The sequence below is a fragment of the Luteimonas sp. J29 genome (genome assembly GCF_000472505.1).
Classification (GTDB): Bacteria; Pseudomonadota; Gammaproteobacteria; order Xanthomonadales; family Xanthomonadaceae; genus Luteimonas.
The window spans coordinates 582,269-599,519 of sequence record NZ_AWZR01000001.1; the positions used below are offsets into that span (position 1 = coordinate 582,269).

General features: G+C 71.7%; 18 protein-coding genes. 9 read left to right on the forward strand and 9 right to left on the reverse strand.

Going from position 1 to position 17,251, the window contains the following annotated elements; all coding sequences use genetic code 11:
- Positions 1-9 precede the first annotated feature (9 nt).
- Positions 10-1,671, forward strand: a complete 1,662-nt coding sequence (locus tag LUTJ29_RS0102585) for a M28 family metallopeptidase (RefSeq protein WP_232221137.1) — start codon at positions 10-12, stop codon at positions 1,669-1,671.
- 6 nt (positions 1,672-1,677) lie between these two features.
- Here LUTJ29_RS0102585 and LUTJ29_RS0102590 read toward each other — a convergent pair whose 3' ends face one another.
- The 5 genes from LUTJ29_RS0102590 to pdhA form a co-directional block, all read right to left on the reverse strand.
- The gene (locus tag LUTJ29_RS0102590; RefSeq protein WP_027071178.1) at positions 1,678-2,061 is read right to left on the reverse strand and encodes a VOC family protein; all 384 of its coding nucleotides are present in this window, start codon (positions 2,059-2,061) and stop codon (positions 1,678-1,680) included.
- Positions 2,062-2,078: 17 nt separating this feature from the next.
- Entirely contained in the window at positions 2,079-2,435 is a 357-nt protein-coding gene (locus LUTJ29_RS0102595) for a VOC family protein (RefSeq protein WP_186441961.1), read from the reverse strand.
- Positions 2,436-2,477: 42 nt separating this feature from the next.
- Complete coding sequence (locus LUTJ29_RS0102600; RefSeq protein ID WP_027071180.1) at positions 2,478-3,947, reverse strand: dihydrolipoamide acetyltransferase family protein; 1,470 nt, start codon at positions 3,945-3,947, stop codon at positions 2,478-2,480.
- A gap of 97 nt (positions 3,948-4,044) precedes the next feature.
- Positions 4,045-5,076, reverse strand: coding sequence for an alpha-ketoacid dehydrogenase subunit beta (locus tag LUTJ29_RS0102605; protein WP_051322614.1), 1,032 nt, complete (start codon positions 5,074-5,076; stop codon positions 4,045-4,047).
- Positions 5,073-6,152: a pyruvate dehydrogenase (acetyl-transferring) E1 component subunit alpha gene (gene pdhA / locus LUTJ29_RS0102610; RefSeq protein ID WP_027071182.1), complete on the reverse strand. Its 1,080-nt coding sequence runs from the start codon at positions 6,150-6,152 to the stop codon at positions 5,073-5,075. Before pdhA ends, LUTJ29_RS0102605 begins: the two co-directional genes overlap by 4 nt.
- Before the next feature lie 241 nt (positions 6,153-6,393).
- Between pdhA and LUTJ29_RS0102615 the strand changes: the two genes are divergently transcribed.
- From LUTJ29_RS0102615 to LUTJ29_RS0102630, 4 genes are all read left to right on the forward strand, one after another.
- Entirely contained in the window at positions 6,394-7,254 is an 861-nt protein-coding gene (locus tag LUTJ29_RS0102615) for a tryptophan 2,3-dioxygenase family protein (protein WP_027071183.1), read from the forward strand.
- 16 nt (positions 7,255-7,270) lie between these two features.
- Positions 7,271-7,924, forward strand: coding sequence for an energy-coupling factor ABC transporter permease (locus LUTJ29_RS0102620; protein WP_027071184.1), 654 nt, complete (start codon positions 7,271-7,273; stop codon positions 7,922-7,924).
- 235 nt (positions 7,925-8,159) lie between these two features.
- Positions 8,160-9,656, forward strand: coding sequence for an oligopeptide:H+ symporter (locus LUTJ29_RS0102625; RefSeq protein ID WP_027071185.1), 1,497 nt, complete (start codon positions 8,160-8,162; stop codon positions 9,654-9,656).
- Between the two features lie 103 nt (positions 9,657-9,759).
- Positions 9,760-11,097: an MFS transporter gene (locus LUTJ29_RS0102630; protein ID WP_043740061.1), complete on the forward strand. Its 1,338-nt coding sequence runs from the start codon at positions 9,760-9,762 to the stop codon at positions 11,095-11,097.
- Between the two features lie 53 nt (positions 11,098-11,150).
- On the opposite strand, the gene LUTJ29_RS0102635 is transcribed toward LUTJ29_RS0102630, so the two are convergent.
- Complete coding sequence (locus LUTJ29_RS0102635) at positions 11,151-11,636, reverse strand: MarR family transcriptional regulator (protein ID WP_051322642.1); 486 nt, start codon at positions 11,634-11,636, stop codon at positions 11,151-11,153.
- A 95-nt stretch (positions 11,637-11,731) separates the two neighbouring features.
- Between LUTJ29_RS0102635 and hppD the strand changes: the two genes are divergently transcribed.
- The 4 genes from hppD to LUTJ29_RS0102655 all read left to right on the forward strand — a co-directional run bounded on the left by hppD (position 11,732) and on the right by LUTJ29_RS0102655 (position 16,069).
- Positions 11,732-12,847: a 4-hydroxyphenylpyruvate dioxygenase gene (gene hppD, locus LUTJ29_RS0102640; protein WP_027071188.1), complete on the forward strand. Its 1,116-nt coding sequence runs from the start codon at positions 11,732-11,734 to the stop codon at positions 12,845-12,847.
- A 45-nt stretch (positions 12,848-12,892) separates the two neighbouring features.
- Positions 12,893-14,188 carry a homogentisate 1,2-dioxygenase gene (gene hmgA / locus LUTJ29_RS0102645; RefSeq protein WP_027071189.1) on the forward strand — a complete coding sequence of 432 codons (1,296 nt, stop codon included), beginning with the start codon at positions 12,893-12,895 and terminating at the stop codon, positions 14,186-14,188.
- Positions 14,189-14,411: 223 nt separating this feature from the next.
- The gene (locus LUTJ29_RS0102650; protein WP_043740063.1) at positions 14,412-15,071 is read left to right on the forward strand and encodes a hypothetical protein; all 660 of its coding nucleotides are present in this window, start codon (positions 14,412-14,414) and stop codon (positions 15,069-15,071) included.
- A gap of 59 nt (positions 15,072-15,130) precedes the next feature.
- A complete protein-coding gene (locus LUTJ29_RS0102655) occupies positions 15,131-16,069 on the forward strand; it encodes a sodium:calcium antiporter (protein WP_027071191.1) in 939 nt (312 codons plus the stop codon).
- Positions 16,070-16,081: 12 nt separating this feature from the next.
- Here the strand turns inward: LUTJ29_RS0102655 and mnhG are convergent, their stop codons facing one another.
- Genes mnhG through LUTJ29_RS0102670 form a run of 3 tightly spaced genes read right to left on the reverse strand, consistent with a single transcriptional unit; the run spans position 16,082 to position 17,249 of the window.
- On the reverse strand, positions 16,082-16,489 hold the full coding sequence (mnhG, locus tag LUTJ29_RS0102660; RefSeq protein WP_027071192.1) for a monovalent cation/H(+) antiporter subunit G: 408 nt from the start codon (positions 16,487-16,489) through the stop codon (positions 16,082-16,084).
- A complete protein-coding gene (locus LUTJ29_RS0102665) occupies positions 16,486-16,764 on the reverse strand; it encodes a K+/H+ antiporter subunit F (protein ID WP_043740064.1) in 279 nt (92 codons plus the stop codon). The genes mnhG and LUTJ29_RS0102665 overlap by 4 nt, the downstream gene beginning before the upstream one ends.
- The gene (locus tag LUTJ29_RS0102670; RefSeq protein ID WP_027071194.1) at positions 16,761-17,249 is read right to left on the reverse strand and encodes a Na+/H+ antiporter subunit E; all 489 of its coding nucleotides are present in this window, start codon (positions 17,247-17,249) and stop codon (positions 16,761-16,763) included. Before LUTJ29_RS0102670 ends, LUTJ29_RS0102665 begins: the two co-directional genes overlap by 4 nt.
- Between the last annotated feature and the right edge of the window lie 2 nt (positions 17,250-17,251).

Here is a 17,251-nt window from a genome sequence, read left to right on the forward strand (position 1 = left end):
GGAAGTCCCGTGATCAAGCGCCTGCTGCCCTGCCTGTGCACCACGATCCTGGCCCTGTCCGCGCACGCGGCCGACGTGCCCGGAGGCGGCATCGATGGCGCGGCGCTGATGCGCCACGTGCAGGTGCTGGCCTCCGACCGGTTCGAAGGGCGCGCGCCGGCCACCGCGGGCGAGGAGCGCACGGTGGCCTACATCGCCGAACGCTTCGCCGAGGCGGGCCTGCAGCCTGGCGGCGACGACGGCGGCTGGACCCAGGCCGTGCCGCTGGTGCGGGCGCGGGTCGAGGGACCGGTGGCCGCCACCCTGCACGTCGGCGGCGAGGACCGCGCGCTCGCCAACGGCGAAGACATCACCCTGCAGTCGCTCAGCCCGGTGGACCGGGTCGAGGTCGAGCGCGCGCCGCTGGTGTTCGTCGGCTTCGGCATCGACGCGCCCGAGCGCGGCTGGGACGACTACAAGGGCGCCGACCTGGCGGGCAAGGTCGCGGTGGTGCTGATCAACGACCCCGACTTCGAGACGCCCGAGCCGGGCGCGTTCGACGGCCGCGCCGTCACCTACCACGGCCGCTGGACCTACAAGTACGAGGAGCTTGCCCGGCGCGGCGCGCTCGGCGCGCTGATCGTGCACGAGACCGCGCCCGCCGCCTACGGCTGGGAGACGGTGCGCGCCTCGGGGCTGTCGCCGCTGTTCGACATCCCGCGCGCGGATGCCGCGCGGCACCACACCCTGCTGCGCGGCTGGATCCATCGCGACACCGCGGTGTCGCTGTTCGCGGCCGCGGGCCTGGACTTCGAGCGCGAGAAGGCGCGCGCGCAGACCGCCGCGTTCGCGCCGGTGGCGCTGGGCGACGCGACCCTGTCGGCCGCATTCGACGTGGTGCGCGACGAGGTGGTGACCCGCAACGTGGTCGGCCGCCTGGAAGGCGCATCGCGCCCAGGGGAGACGGTGATCGTGTCCGCGCACTGGGACGCCTACGGCATCGGCGAGCCGGACGCCAGCGGCGACCGCATCCGGCGCGGCGCGGTCGACAACGCCACGGGCGTCGCTGCGGTGCTGGAGCTGGCGCGCGTGTTCGCCGCCGGACCGCGCCCGGCGCGCAGCCTGCTGTTCGTCGCCCTGGCCGCGGAGGAAAAGGGCCTGCAGGGCGCGACCTACTACGCCGCGAACCCGCTCACCCCGCTGGAGACCACCGCCGCAGTGCTCAACATCGAGATGCTCAGCCCGGACGGGCCGACCCACGACATCGCCACCTGGGGCAACGGGCGCGTGTCGCTGGAGGACGACCTGGGCCGCATCGCCCAAGCGCATGGCCGCCGCCGATCGCCCGATCCCAACCTCGAATCCGGGTTCTTCTACCGCGCCGACCACTTCGCGTTCGCGCGTGCCGGCGTGCCGGCGATCACCATCGGCGCCGGGCTGGACATGGTCGAGGGCGGCGTCGAGCGCGGCACCGCGCTGCGCGAGGCCTACTTTGCCGAGTGCTACCACCGCCCGTGCGACGCCTGGTCGCCCGACTGGGACCCCAGTGGCCAGGTGCGCGACGTCGAGCTGCTGTACGCGCTTGCGCGCGAACTCGCCGACGGCGACCACTGGCCGCACTGGCACGAGGGCTCGGAATTCAAGGCGCTGCGCGACGCGAGCAACGCGCGGCGCACGCCGGCCACGCGATAGTCCGGCTCAGTCCCAGCGGTTGAGGTGCGGGCCGAACGGCTTGCGCTGCTGGCGGACCACGCAGAAGCGGTGGCCGCTGGGCGCCTCCATCACCACCCAGGTGTGGACGTTCCGGACCCGGCGCGCGCCGAGCGTCTCCAGCCGCCTGACTTCGGCCTCGACGTCGTCGGTCTCGATGTCCAGGTGCACGCGCGAAGGGTGCGAGACCTTCTGCAGCAGGATGATCGGCTCGTCGTCCGCGGTCTGCAGGCGGGCGTAGCGGCCGTCGCCGTCCTCGTCGGCGCGCTCGACGCGCTTGCCCAGGGCCTTGCTCCAGAACTCCACGTGCGGGCCGAGGTCCTCGACCTCGCAGTCCAGGACCAGGGCGCAAAGGCGGCTGTGGTGGGGCATGGGGGTTCCTCCTTGGATCAGGGCCAGGTGGAAGGCATGGCGCGGGGTGCGTCTTCGCGCATCGGGACCACGCAGAAGCGGTGGCCGCTCGGGGCCTCCATCACCCACAGGCGTGCGCGCACGTGTTCGATCCTGCGCGCGCCCAGCACTTCGAGACGGCGGACTTCGGCCTCCACGTCGTCCGCCTCGATGTCCAGGTGCACGCGCGGGGGATGGTCGACGCGCTGGACCTCGGCGTGCAGGCCGCCGGGCGCGGGGCCGAACACGGCGTAGCGGCCGCGCCCGCCTTCGTCGGGATCGACCACCGGCAGGCCGAGTGCGCCGCCCCGGAACCTCGCCGCCGCCTCCAGCGTGCCGTCGCGGACCTCGATCATGAATCCTGCGAGTCGGCTGCGGTGCACGGGGCGTGGTCGCGGTCAGTCGGGGAGGGCGAGGTCGTCGAGCATCGCGCGCAGGAAGCGCGCCGCCTCGCCGCCGGTGCAGGCGCGGTGGTCGAAGGTCAGCGACAACGGGATGACCTTGCGCGACTCGAAACCGCCGACGACCGGCGTGACCTGGTGGCGCGCGCGCCCGGCGGCGACGATCGCCACGCTCGGCGGCACCACCACCGGAGTGGCGTAGCGGCCGGCGAACATGCCGAAGTTCGACAGCGAGATGGTGTGGCCGGTGAGCTCCGAGGCGGGGATGCTGCGGTCCTCCACCTGCGCGCGCAGGCGGTCGACCGCGGCGCGCACCCCGCGTGCGTCGAGCAGGTCGGCGTTGCGCAGCGCGGGCACGAACAGGCCGTCGGGGGTGTCGACCGCGATGCCCAGGTCCACGTGCGGGTGCAGGGTGCGGGTGAGCGTGTCGCCGTCGAACCAGGCATTAAGCGCCGGCACCGCGGCCGCGGCCGCGCAGATCGCGCGCACCAGGCGCACGGTGACGTCATTGCCCGGGTGCCAGGCCTGGACGTCGGCATCGTCCACCAGGGTGGTTGGCACGACCTTGCTGTGCGCGTCGGCCATGACCCGCGCCATGTTCCGGCGCACGCCCCGGAGCTGCTCGGGCTGGCCGCTGGCGCTGACCGAGGGCGGTCGGGTGCGCATCGGCCGGCCGCTGGCCGAGAGCGCGGTGCGCTGCGCGGCGTTGCGCGTGCTCCCACCCCGGCCCTCTCCTGCAGGCGGGGAAGGGGGAGCGGGAGACTGGCGGAAGTCGGCAGCTCCCTCCCCCGCCCGCGGGGGAGGGCTGGGGTGCGGGCCTGCCGCCGCGGTGCCTTCCGCCGCCGCCCGCTTCACGTCCGCCATCGTCACCACGCCGTCGGCACCGGTGCCGGTCACGCGGCTGAGGTCCACGCGCAGCTTGCGCGCCAGCGCGCGCACCGCCGGCATCGCCCTGACGCCGCCGACCGAGAGCAGGCGGTCGCTCTGCACCGCGTCGGAGGACTGCATCGCGCCGACCACGGTGCCGCTGTCGGCGCGCTCGCCGCCGGCGTCCGATTTCCGTTCCGGCGGCGGCACGCCCGCATCCTCGATCGCGCCGCCCTCGCTGGAGGCGACCACGCGGTCGTCCGGCGCGGGGTCCTGCGTGCCCACGCCCTTGCCGGCCGGGCGCGCCCCGTGGTGGTGGCCGGTGTCCTGGCCCTCGGCGCGCTGCGGCATCGTGGGATCGACCTCGAACTCGGCCAGCATCGCGCCGGTGGCGATCACGTCGCCGGGACCGCCGCCGAGCCTGAGCACCTTGCCGGAGACCGGCGAGGGCACGTCGACCACGGCCTTGGCGGTTTCCATCGACACCAGGTTGTCGTCCAGGCGCACCGTGTCGCCCACCTTGACGTACCACTCGACGATGGTGGCGTCGGGCAGGCCTTCGCCGAGGTCGGGGAGGAGGAAGGTGTTCCTGTTGCCCATGTCGATGCCGGAAGTGTCGGTTGGATGGATCGGGGTGGGGCCGCGCGGACGGGGGCGATGGCGATGCGCCCGCGCGGCGCATCGCACGCGCCGGGCGCTACGAGGCCGCCAGCGTGCGCTTCGCCGCTTCCACGATGCGCGCGGTGGACGGCATGTACTTCATCTCCAGCCGGAACAGCGGCATGTGGGTATCGTAGCCGGTGACGCGCTCGACCGGCGCCAGCAGGTCGTACATCGATTCGCTGGCCAGGCGCGCCGCGATCTCGGCGCCGAAGCCCGCGGTCTTCGGCGCCTCGTGCACGATCACGCAGCGGCCGGTCCGGGCCACCGACTCGGCGATGGTGGCGAAGTCCAGCGGCTTGAGGGTGGCGACGTCGATCACCTCGGCGCTGATGCCTTCGGCCTCGAGCTGCTCGGCGGCCTCCAGCGTCTCCTTCACCTGCGCGCCCCAGGTGACCAGGGTGACGTCGCTGCCGTCGCGCAGCACGTAGCACACGTCCAGCGGCAGCGCTTCGCCGTCGTCGGGCACCACTTCCTTGTACTGCCGGTAGATGCGCTTGGGCTCGAAGTAGATCACCGGGTCGGGTTCGCGGATCGCCGCCAGCAGCATGCCGTAGGCGCGCGCGGGCGAGGACGGCATCACCACCCGCAGCCCGGGCACGTTGGTGAACATCGCCTCGTTGGCCTCGCTGTGGTGCTCGGGCGCGCGGATGCCGCCGCCCCAGGGCACGCGCAGCACCATCGGGCAGGTGAGCCGGCCCCGGGTGCGGTAGCGGAAGCGCACCGCGTGGCAGATGATGTGGTCGAGCATCGGGTAGATGAAGCCGTCGAACTGCGCCTCGGCCACCGGCTTCATGCCCATCGCCGCCATGCCCACGGTAAGGCCGGCGATGGTGGTTTCGTCGAGTGGCGTGTCGAGCACGCGCATCGGGCCGAACTGCTGCTGCAGCCCGGCAGTGGCGCGGAACACGCCGCCGTTCACGCCCACGTCCTCGCCCAGCACGACCACCGAGTCGTCGTGGCGCATCTCCCAGGCCAGGGCCTGGGTGATCGCCTCGATCAGGGTGATCGCCTTCGCCGCCGGCGCTCCGCCGGCGCCCGCCGCGTCCTGCTTCGCGACCGCCTTCATGCGCGTCCCTCCAGGGCCAGCAGCTGGGCCCGCTGCTCGAGGATGTCGGGCGGCGGGTCGGCGTACAGGTAATCGAACATCGCCTCGGGCGGCTGGCTCTTCGTGCCCAGGTAGGCGTCGATCTCGGCATCGACCTGGCGCGTGCACTCGGCGATCCATTCCTCCTCCCGGGCCTCGTCCCACAGCCCCTGCGCGGTGAGCCAGGTGCGCAGGCGCGCGACCGGGTCGCGGGTCCAGGCGTCCTTCACCTCGGCCTCGTCGCGGTAACGGCGCGCATCGTCGGCGGTGGTGTGGTCGTGGAGGCGATAGGTGAGGAACTCGATGACCGTGCCGCCCTCGCCGGCGCGCGCGCGCTCCATCGCCCGGCGCATGCCCTCGAGCACCGCGAACAGGTCGTTGCCGTCCACCTGCAGGCAGTGCAGGCCGCCCGCCAGGCCCTTCTGCGCCAGGGTCCGTGCGCCGGTCTGCGCGCTGCGCGGCACCGAGATCGCCCAGCCGTTGTTGATGATGCACTGGACGAAGGGCAGGGCGTAGGCACCGGCGGCGTTGATTGCGGCGTAGGTGTCGGACTTGGAGCTGCCGCCGTCGCCGCAGCAGGTGACGGCGACGCGCTTCTCGCCGCGCAGCTTGAACGCGAGCGCGGCGCCGGCCGCGTGCAGGCACTGGGTGGCGATCGGCACCGCCCACGGGAAGTCGTGGCGCGCGGGCTCGTTCCGGTAGTCGTTGCCGCGCTCGTCGCCGCCCCAGTACAGCAGGATCTCGCGCAGCTGCACGCCGCGCATGATCTGCGCGCCGTACTCGCGGTAGCTCGGGGCGAGCACGTCCTCGGGGCGCATCATCGCGCCGATCCCGATCTGGGTGGCCTCGTGGCCGAGGCAGGGCGCGTAGGTGCCGAGCTTGCCTGTGCGCTGCAGGGCGACGGCCTTGCCGTCGAAGGTGCGCAGGAACAGCATCCTGCGGAACAGTTCCAGGACCTCGTCCGCGGCCGGCGCCTGCGGCGGCAGGTCGGCCGCGAGCGTCCCGTCCGGGGCCAGGTACTGCAGGTATTCGATCTCGAAACTCGCGGCTATGCGCATCGATCGCATCCGTCCGTCGTCGGGCCGGGCATGATAAGGTTTCCGGGGTAAGGAAACGTTGCGCGCCGCGTCATGCGCGGCGCGGCGCAATGTGCTTGCGGCGGCATGCCGTTTTCGCGCGATTGCGTGCGCGGTGGCGCCGCGTCGCCCGCCCCGCGGGGCCGACGCCGCCCGATCCCCGCCAGGTCGCACGCACGGCCGGTGGCGGCGCGGGACGGGCCGGATGCGTTACCCTCGCGCGATGGGAATCGAAGACAACGAACGGCCGCTCGAGGAGGGCATCCACACCGACCTCGAGGGGCGGATCACCTATGGCGGCTACCTGCACCTGGACCGGCTGCTGTCGGCCCAGCATCCGCGCTCCGACCCGCCGCACCACGACGAGATGCTGTTCATCGTCCAGCACCAGGTCTCGGAGCTGTGGCTGAAGCTGGCGATCCACGAACTCGGTGCCGCGGTCGCGTTCCTGCGCCGCGACCAGGTCTGGCGCTGCCAGAAGGTGATCGCGCGCTGCAAGCAGGTGCTGCGCCAGCTCACCGAGCAGTGGTCGGTGCTGGAGACGCTCACGCCGTCGGAGTACATGGAGTTCCGCGAGGTGCTGGGGCCCTCCTCGGGGTTCCAGTCGCTGCAGTACCGCACGCTCGAGTTCCTGATGGGCAACAAGAACGCGGCGATGCTCAAGGTGTTCGCCCACGACCCGGAGGGGCAGGCGCGCCTGCGCGAGGTGCTGGCCGCGCCCAGCCTGTACGACGAGTTCCTGATGTACCTTGCGCGCTGGGGCCACGCGGTTCCGAAGCGGCACCTGGAGCGCGACTGGACCCGGCCGCACGTGCGTGACGAGGAGCTGCTGCCGGTGTTCGTCTCGATCTACGAGCACACCGACCGCCACTGGCGCGAGTACGCGCTGTGCGAGGACCTGGTGGACCTGGAGACCCAGTTCCAGCTGTGGCGCTTCCGGCACATGCGTACGGTGATGCGGATCATCGGCTTCAAGCGCGGCACCGGCGGATCCTCGGGCGTGGGCTTCCTCAAGCAGGCTCTCGAACTGACGTTCTTCCCGGAACTGTTCGACGTGCGCACGCACATCGGACCGGGACGCTGACCCGCGGGGACGCCGCGTGGGCGCGTCGCTGCCGGGGTGGGCGTCGTGGCCGGCGTGGCTGGCCGCCGCCGCGGTGCTGGCGCGCGCGGCGCCGGCGCTGGGCCGGCACGTGGCCGGGGCCGACCGCGAGGCGCTGCGCGTGCTCGTGGTCGCCGCGCTGGCGCTGGCGGCGATGCGCTGGTTCAACACCGCCGCGCTGCAGGGCGTGATGCTGCACTTCCTCGGCGCGACCATCGCCACGCTGATGTTCGGCGCCGGCAGCGCGTGCTGGGTGATGGTGCTGTCCAGCCTCGCCGGCGTGCTGATGGGCGCGGCCTGGCACGGCTGGGCGATGGATTTCCTCGCCACCGGGGCGCTGCCGGTGGCGGTGAGCGCGGTGGCCTCGCGGCTGGCCCGCGCCTGGCTGCCGCGCAACATCTTCACCTACGTGATGCTCCACGCCTTCGCCGGCGCGGCGCTGGCGATGGCCGCCTCGATGCTGGCCAAGGCGGGGCTCGAGGCCTGGCTGGGCGCGCGCTCCGCGGCCGCGTACCTGGCGGCCACGCCGATGCTGATGTTCGCCGAGGCGTTCTTCGCCGGCACCGTGATGGTGCTGGTCGTGGTGTACCGGCCGCACTGGTGCCGCAGCTTCGACGACCGCGAGTACCTCTGGCCCGCACGGCGCATGTAGCCCGCCCCGTGCCCCTGCGGCCGCGGCCCCGGCGGCCCGGGCGGGGCGTGAAGACGCCCTCCGGCGGCCGCGTCGGGTTCCCAAGCCGGCCGTCACGGGCTAACGTTGCGCCCGAAACCAGCCATCCGCGTGCGGCCGGCGCCGTCGCGGCGCCCGCGCACGCGCACCCAACCAGACAGTCCCGGGGGAGTCCCACCGCATGAATTCCAACCGCGTCGAGCCCGCAGGTCCGGGCATGGAACAGCCTCGCCCGGAGGCCGGATCCCCCGACTTCCCCCAGGTCATGGGCCATCCGCGTCCGCTGTGGATGCTGTTCATGACCGAGTTCTGGGAGCGCTTCGCCTTCTACGGCATGCGCTGGGCGCTGGCGCTCTACATCGTCGCCCAGTTCTACAACGGCGACGCCGCCGGCGAGGCCCCGGCCAGCAGGCTCTACGGCGCCTACCTGGCGCTGGTCTACGCAGCGGCGCTGTTCGGCGGCTACGTCGCCGACAAGGTGATCGGCTACCAGCGCTCGATCCTGCTGGGCGCGGTGGTCATGGCGGCCGGCCTGTTCATGATCGTCGTGCCCAACGAGACCGTCTTCAAGCTGGGCCTGGCCACGGTGATCGCCGGCAACGGCCTGTTCAAGCCGAACATCTCGACCATGGTCGGCCATCTGTACGCTCCGGGCGACGCCCGCCGCGACTCCGGCTTCACCCTGTTCTACATGGGCATCAATGCCGGCGCCTTCATCGCGCCGATCCTCACAGGCTGGCTGGCCGAGCGCATGTTCGGCGGCTCGCCCGACATGCCCGCGTACAAGGTGGTCTTCATCGCCTCCGGCGTCGGCATGCTGATCAGCCTGGTGTGGTTCTGGTTCGGCCGCGCCCAGTTGAAGGGGATCGGCCGCCCGGCGGCCGGCGGCGAGGGCAAGGCGCGGGTGCTGTACACCGCGCTCGGCGCGCTGGTCTCGATTCCGGTGATCTACGTCCTGCTCGCGATCGACGCCGGACAGCTGCAGTGGCTGCTGAGCGCGCTGTTCGTGGGCCTGTGCGTGCTGATCCTGCGCGAAGGCTTCAAGGATGGCCCCGTGCGCCGCGACATGGCCATCGCCATGCTGATCATCTTCGCGTTCAACGTGCTGTTCTGGTGCTTCTTCGAGCAGGCCGGCAGCTCGTTCAACTTCCTGGCCCAGAACATCGTCGACCGCGACTTCGGCGGCTGGATCTTCCCGGTGGGCTGGTTCCAGTCAGTCAACTCGCTGGCCATCATCACGCTTGCCCCGCTGGTCGCGTGGATCTGGGTGAAGATGGGCAAGGCGAATCCCTCCATCCCGCGCAAGTTCGGCCTGGGCATCATCTTCAATGGCCTGGCGTTCCTGCTGCTGATGTTCGCGCTGACCAGCCTGGTCGATCCGCAGAGCCTGAAGATCCCGTTCTGGACCCTGTTCATGGTCTACGTGATCCAGTCGATCGGCGAGCTGTGCCTGTCGCCGATCGGCCTGTCGATGGTGACCAAGCTGGCGCCGGTGCGCCTGGTCGGCTTCGGCATGGGTGGCTGGTTCCTGTCGACCGCGATCGGCAACAACCTCTCCGGCATCTTCGCCAGCCACGTCAGCGGCGAGTCGGGCATGAGCGTGGAATCGGCGCTGGGCGGCTACACCTTCGGTTTCTGGGTGCTGGTCGGCTCGGGCCTTGCGCTGTTCCTGATCGCGCCGCTGATCCAGAAGCTGATGCATGGCGTGAAGTAGTTCCGGTGCGGCGGCCGCGCCGGCGCCGCGGGCGCGGTGCCGGCCTCCGCGGCGGCCGGCGCACGCGCGCCGGTCGCGCCGTCCCTGCCACGGGCAGCTCCCGATGACCCACCACGCCGCGCCCCCGTTGCCGCGTCCTTCGCCCGCCCAGCGCTGGCTCGCCCTGCTGCTGGTCAGCGTGGCCATGTTCGGCAACTACTACGTCTACGACGCGTTCGGCCCGGTGGTGGACCTGCTGCGCGAGCAGGCAGGCTTCACCTACGACCAGGTCAGCATGGTCTTCAGCGCCTACAGCGTCGCGGCGGTCGTGGTGCTGCTGGCCGGCGGCTACGTGATCGACCGCTGGGGCACCCGGCGCTCGATCCTCCTGTTCGCGGCCATCTGCCTGGCCGCGTCGGCGCTGATGGCGTCGACGGCGCGCTTCGAGACCATGGTCGCCGGGCGCTTCCTGCTCGGGATCGGCGCCGAGCCGCTGATCGTGGCCGTGACCGCGGTGCTGGCGAAGTGGTTCAAGGGCAAGGAGCTGTCGTTCGCGTTCGGCATCAACCTGTCGATCGCGCGCCTGGGTTCGGCGTCGGCCGACTGGTCGCCTTCGTTCGCCTCCGGGCTTTACGCCAACTGGCAGGACCCGCTGTGGCTGGCCACCGGCATCGCCGCGGTGGCGGTGGCCGCGGCCATGCTGTACTGGATGGCCGAGGCGCGGCTGGAGCGGCGCATCGACCTCGGCCAGGCGGGATCCACCGACAAGCTGGCGCTCAAGGGCCTGTACGCCTTCAGCGCCTCGTACTGGTACATCGTGGGCCTGTGCGTGGTGTTCTACGCCACGGTGTTCCCGTTCCGCGCCTTCGCCATCGACTACTTCCAGCAGGCGCACGGGCTGGCGCGCGACACCGCCGGGATGCTCAGCAGCCTGTTGCCGGTGGCGGCGATCGTGGTGACGCCGCTGTTCGGCCTGTGGGTGGACCGGGTGGGGCGGCGCTCGCTGTTCATGGCGGTCGGCTCGCTGGCGATGCTGCCGCTGTTCCTGCTGGTCACCTACGCGCCGCCCGGGCCGGAAATCGCGCTTCCATTCACGGATGGCGCGGCGGTCCCGCTCACGCTGCTGGTGGTGATGCTGCTGCTGGGCGCGGTGTTCTCGCTGATCCCGGCGGTGATGTGGCCGTCGGTGGCCTACATCGTCCGCGAGAACCGGCTGGGCTCGGCCTACTCGATGATGACCCTGTGCCAGCAGGTCGGGGTCGCCCTGGTGCCGCTGGCGGTGGGGCGGTTCAACACGGCGTTCGCCGCCGGTCCGGACAACCCCGCCGGGTACGCGCCGGGAATGTGGTTCTACACCGCGCTGGCGGCGCTCGGGCTGCTGTTCTCGTGGCTGCTGTGGCGCTCGGAGTCCGGACCCCGGGCGCACGGCCTGGAGTATCCGTCGGGCGCGAAGCCGGCCTGACGCCGGGGCAGGGCGCGGCGCGCGCGGGCGGCGGCGCCCCGGCGCGGCCCCGGTCAGAGGTGCCGCAGCATCGAGTCCATGCCCTCGCCGGCGAGCTTGTCGATCAGCCGGGACAGGGTCTCGCGCTCTTCCTCCGACAGCGGTTCGAGCAGCCGGCGCTCGCAGGCCAGGGTCATCGGCGCCACCTCGTCGTAGACCGAATAGCCCGACTCGGACAGGGTGAGCACCGAGCGGCGGCGGTCGTCGCCGTGGATGTCGCGCCGGATCAGCTCGCGCTCCAGCAACCGGGCCACGGCGCGGCTCACCGCCACCTTGTCCATGGCCGTGCGCTCGGTGACCTCGCGCGCCGACAGGCCCGGGTAGCGGCCGAGCACGGCCATGACCCGCCACTCGGTGATGGCCAGGCCGAAGCGGCGGCGGTACTCGTTGGAGATGGCGGTACTCACCCGGTTGGAGAGCACGCTCAGGCGGTACGGCAGGAAGCGCTCCAGATCGAGGACCGCGTGCTCCTGCTCCTGTGGGACGGCTGGGTCGGACATGATGCGCTGCACCTTGCTGTTGGTTACCCGTGAAACTATAGAATAGGGTTCCAGTGCGGCCCCCGGCCGCGCCCCTTCCCCGTGAGGAGTATCACATGACAGCGCAGTCACAGGCAGTCGCCACTCCCGAGGCCGGCATGCAGGTCACCCGGTTCGAGAACCCCATGGGGATCGACGGGTTCGAATTCGTCGAGTACGCCGCCCCCGAAGGCCAGGCCGGCCACCTCCACGACTATTTCCGGCGCATGGGCTTCGTCCAGGTCGCCCGCCACCGGACCCGGCCGATCAGCACCTACCGCCAGGGCGACTGCACGTTCCTGATCAACGAAGACCCCGACTCCTTCGCCGCGCGCTTCGCCGCCGAGCACGGCCCGAGCGCCTGCGGCTTCGCGATCCGCTTCAGGAAGCTGGCCGAGTGGGTGCGGATGCAGGTGCTGCAGAACGGCGCCGAGGAGTTCGCGCCCGAGGACGAACTGACCAAGGCGGTGGCGGCCCCGGTGATCAAGGGCATCGGCGGCTGCATGCTGTACCTGGTCGACCGCTACGACAGCAAGGGCACGATCCACGACCCGGACTACGAGATCCTCCCCGGCGTCGACCTGATGCCCGAGGGCTTCGGCCTGACCTTCATCGACCACCTCACCCACAACCTCTACCCGGGCAACATGGAGAAGTGGGCGGACTACTACGAGCGGCTGTTCAATTTCCGCGAGATCCGCTACTTCGACATCAAGGGCGCCAAGACCGGGCTGCTGTCGAAGGCGATGACCGCGCCCGACGGCATGGTGCGCATCCCGCTCAACGAGTCGAGCGACCCCAAGAGCCAGATCAACGAGTACCTCGAGGCCTACCGCGGCGAGGGCATCCAGCACATCGCCTGCTTCACCAACGACATCTACGTGACGGTGGAGAAGATGCGCGAGGCGGGGATCGAGTTCCTCGACACGCCCGACACCTACTTCGACGTGGTCGACCAGCGGATCCCCAACCACGGCGAGGACCTCGAGCGCCTGCGCCGCAACCGGATCCTGATCGACGCCGACCCCGAGACCAAGCAGCGCAAGCTGCTGCAGATCTTCACCCAGAACGCGCTCGGCCCGATCTTCTTCGAGATCATCCAGCGCAAGGGCAACGAGGGCTTCGGCGAGGGCAACTTCCAGGCCCTGTTCGAGAGCATCGAGCGCGACCAGATGCGGCGCGGCGTCCTGTAGGACGCGGCGCCCGCGGGCGGCAGGATCGGCGGAGCGAGGCAGGCGATGGCGGACAGCAACTACATGTCGGGCTTCGGCAACGAGTTCGCGACCGAGGCGATCCCGGGCACCCTGCCGGTCGGGCGCAACTCGCCGCAGCGGGTGGCGCACGGCCTGTACGCGGAGCAGCTCAGCGGCACCGCGTTCACCGCGCCGCGCGCGGAGAACCGGCGCAGCTGGCTGTACCGGATCCGCCCGGCGGCCATGCACGGCCGCTTCGAGCCGTTCGCCCAGCCGCGCCTGCACGAGCGCTTCGGCGAAGTGCCGGTCTCGCCCGACCAGATGCGCTGGAACCCGCTGCCGCTGCCGGAGGCGCCGACCGACTTCGTCGAAGGCCTCTACACGATGGCCGGCAACGGCGGCAGCGACGCGCGCACCGGCGTGGGCATCCACCTGTACGCGGCCAACGCCACGATGCGCGGCCGCTACTTCTACAGCGCCGACGGCGAGCTGCTCGTGGTCCCGCAGCTGGGCCGGCTGCGGATCGCGACCGAGCTGGGCGTGCTCGAGGTCGAGCCGCAGGAGATCGCGGTGGTGCCGCGCGGCGTGCGCTTCCGGGTCGAACTGCCCGACGGCCCCTCGCGCGGCTACGTGTGCGAGAACTACGGCGCGCTGCTGCGGTTGCCGGACCTGGGCCCGATCGGCGCCAACGGCCTGGCCAACCCGCGCGACTTCCTCTCCCCGGTGGCCGCGTACGAGGACGTCGAGGGCAGCTTCGAGCTGATCGCCAAGTTCGGCGGCCGGCTGTGGCACGCGCCGATCGACCACTCGCCGCTGGACGTGGTCGGCTGGCACGGCAACTACGCGCCGTACAAGTACGACCTGCGCCGCTTCAACACCATCGGCTCGATCAGCTTCGACCACCCGGACCCGAGCATCTTCCTCGTGCTCACCTCGCCGACCGACACGCCCGGCGTGGGCAACCTGGACCTGGCGATCTTCCCGCCGCGCTGGCTGGTCCAGCAGGACACCTTCCGGCCGCCGTGGTTCCACCGCAACGTCGCCAGCGAGTTCATGGGCCTGGTCCACGGCGTGTACGACGCCAAGGCCGAGGGCTTCGCGCCCGGCGGCTGCTCGCTGCACAACTGCATGACCGGCCACGGCCCGGACGCGGCGACGTTCGAGAAGGCCTCGAGCGCGGACCTGTCGAAGCCGGACGTCATCACCGACACCATGGCCTTCATGTTCGAGACCCGGCTGGTGCTCAAGCCGACCCGGCAGGCGATCGAGGCCGGGCATCGCCAGCGCGACTACCAGGCCTGCTGGGCGGGCCTGCGCAAGCACTTCACACCACCGGCCTGACGGTTCCCGTCCCTGCAGGAGCGGCTTCAGCCGCGACCGGAGCCAGCCGTTGCGACGACCGGCGACGACGGTCGCGGCTGAAGCCGCTCCTACAATGGCCACGGGTTGTCGACGGGCGCACGCCCGCGGGCGGGGGTGGTCGCCGGTCGTCGACCGGGCATGGTCGTCGCGCTCACGCGGCGCGTGACATGATCGCGCCGTCGCCGCTGCCCCCGGAGTGTCCATGCGCCTGCATGCCACGGTCCTGGTCCTGTCCTTCGCCGCGCTTGCCGGTTGCGACGGCGGGCCCACCGCGCCTGCCGCGCCTCCGCCTGCCGCGCAACCGCCGGCGCCCGCCGGACCGACCCCACCGGCCGAACCCGGCGAACCCGCCTCGCCGTCCCGGCCGTCCGCCGCTCCCGCCGGCTCGCTGCGCGTCGACGGACCCGCCGAAGGCGCCCTGCGCTTCGACGGCTTCGGCCCGGTCCGCTTCGGCGACGGCGCCGAGGCCGTGCGCCAGGCCTGGGGCGGGGACCTGGGCGACGCCCGGCCGGACGAGCCGGGCGGTTGCCATTACCTGATCCCGCAACCGATGGGCCCGGAGGGCTACCGCATCGCGTTCATGGTCGAAGGCGACCGGTTCGTGCGCGTGGACGTGGCCGACCCGTCGATCGAGGCGCCGGGCGGCGCGCGCGTCGGCATGAGCGCCGACGAGGTGCGCGCGCTGTACCCGGGCCGCGTGGCCGAGCAGCCGCACAAGTACGACCCCCAGGGCCGGGTGCTGCGGGTGTCCGCCGCGGAGGGCGAGGGCGTGCTGGTGCTGGAACTGGACGGGGACGGGCGCGTCGTCGGCTGGCGGGTCGGGATCCCGCCGCAGGTCGACTACGTGGAGGGTTGCTCCTGAGCGGACCGGCCGCTCCGGCATAATCGCGCCGTTTCACGGACCGGGAGGTGGACGCGGCCATGGCACTGATCCAGCTCATCGCGGGCATCATCCTGCTGGCCCTGGGCGGCGATTCCCTGGTCAAGGCCGCGTCGGGACTGTCCAGGCGCATGGGCCTCAGCCCGTTCACCACCGGCCTGGTGCTGGTCGCGTTCGCGACCTCGATCCCCGAACTGGCGGTCAACCTGCGCGCGATCGCCCTCGGCGAACCGGCGCTCGCGCTCGGCAACGCGGTCGGCAGCAATATCGCCAACTTCGGCCTCGCGCTGGGCGCGGCGGCGCTGTGCGCGCCGCTGCTGGTCCGCTGGAAGGCGCTGCCGGCGCTGCTGCTGTGCCTGGTGCTGGCCACGGTGGCCACGATCCTGCTGGCGCAGGACGGGCGGCTCAGCCGCCTCGACGGGGCGCTGCTGGTGGCGGCCTTCGCCGTGGTGCTGGGCGTCTCCTGGCACCTCGGACGCCGCCAGGCCGAACTCCGGGAAACGCTCGAGGAGTTCGCGCGCACCCATACCTCGCCGGCGCTGAACCTGCTGCGGCTGGCGATCGCCGCGGCACTGCTGTGGTTCGGCGCGCGCTGGGTCGTGGCCGGCGCGCTCGGGCTCGGACCGGCGCTGGGCATGGAAGCGCTGGTGCTGGGCTTGCTGCCGGTGGCGATCGGCACGGCGCTGCCGGAAGTCGCGGCCGCCATCGCCGCCGCGCGTCGCGGCCAGGGCGACCTCGTCGCCGGGCACGTGATCGGGTCGAGCCTGGTCAACCTGCTGCTGGTGGTGGGCGGCATGGCGCTGGTGCGCGACGTGCACGTGCCGGCGTCGTTCGTGCACGTCGAGCTCCCGGCATCGCTGGCGCTCGCGGCGCTGCTGCTGCCGATGCTGCGCGGCGACCTCGAGGTCAGCCGCGCCGAGGGCGGAGTGCTGCTGCTGGCGTTCCTGGGCTGGCTGGGCCTGGAACTGGCGATGTCCTGACGCCGGCGGCGATCAGCCGTCGTCCCGGCCCTCGGCGCGCTCGCGCGCCTCCTGCTCGGCGCGCTCGTCGGCGTCGTCGCGGATGTGGCCCTCGGGCTCGGTGCGGCGCGACGGCGCCTCCGGCCGGCCTTCCATCAGCGACAGCGCCGCGCGCGACATCAGGTGCGCGGCGACCGGCGCGGTCAGGAACAGGAACACGGTGATCAACAGTTCGCGCGGGTGCAGCCCGGTGCCGTGGATCGCGCGGTGCAGCACCGAGGCCGCGAGGATGCAGCCCACGCCCAGGGTGCTGGCCTTGGTCGGCCCGTGGATGCGGTGGAAGAAGCTCGACAGCTTCACCAGCGCGAAGCTGCCCAGGAACACGAAGCAGCAGCCCGTGACCAGGAGCAGCAGGGTCGCGATGTCGATCGCCAGCCTCATTCCACGATGTCCCTGCGGATGACGTACTTGCTCAGCACCACGGTGCCGAAGAACCCGAGCATGGCGATGATCAGCGCGATCTCGAAGTACACCTCGGTCTCGTCGAGCATGCCGAGCAGCACCGCCTCGGCGATCGTGGCGACGTAGAGCGTGTCGAGCGCGAGGATGCGGTCCGGCGCGGTCGGCCCGCGCGCCAGCCGCCACAGCGCCAGCAGCATCGCCGCGCCGACCACCACCATGCAGGCGCCGATCACCAGGTCCATCAGCTCGCTCATGGGAATATCCTGCGCAGGGGCGCCTCGTAGCGGCGCTTGATCTCGTCGACCATTGCCTGGGGATCCTTGACGTCCAGGCAGTGGACCAGCAGGTGCGTGCGGTCCTCGGACAGTTCGGCGGTCAGCGTGCCGGGCGTCAGGGTAATGACGCTGGTCAGCGCCGAGATGCCGTGGATGTTGGTCAGCTCCAGCGGGATCCAGATGAAGCCCGGGTGCAGCTTCGACTCCGGTCCCAGCACCTGGCGCGCGACGGTGACGTTGGCCACCACGATGTCCCACAGCAGGGTCAGGCCCAGCGGCACCAGCAGCCAGACCTCGCCCAGGCGCGCGAACTCCCGCTCCAGGCGCGCGGCCAGCTGCGGCATCAGCACGGCGAGCAACGCGGCCATGAGCAGGTTGCCGGCGCTCGCGTCCTCGGCCATCAGCAGCCAGAACACGAAGACCGTGATGCTCTGCGGGATCGAAGGGAACAGGCGCGCGATCATCT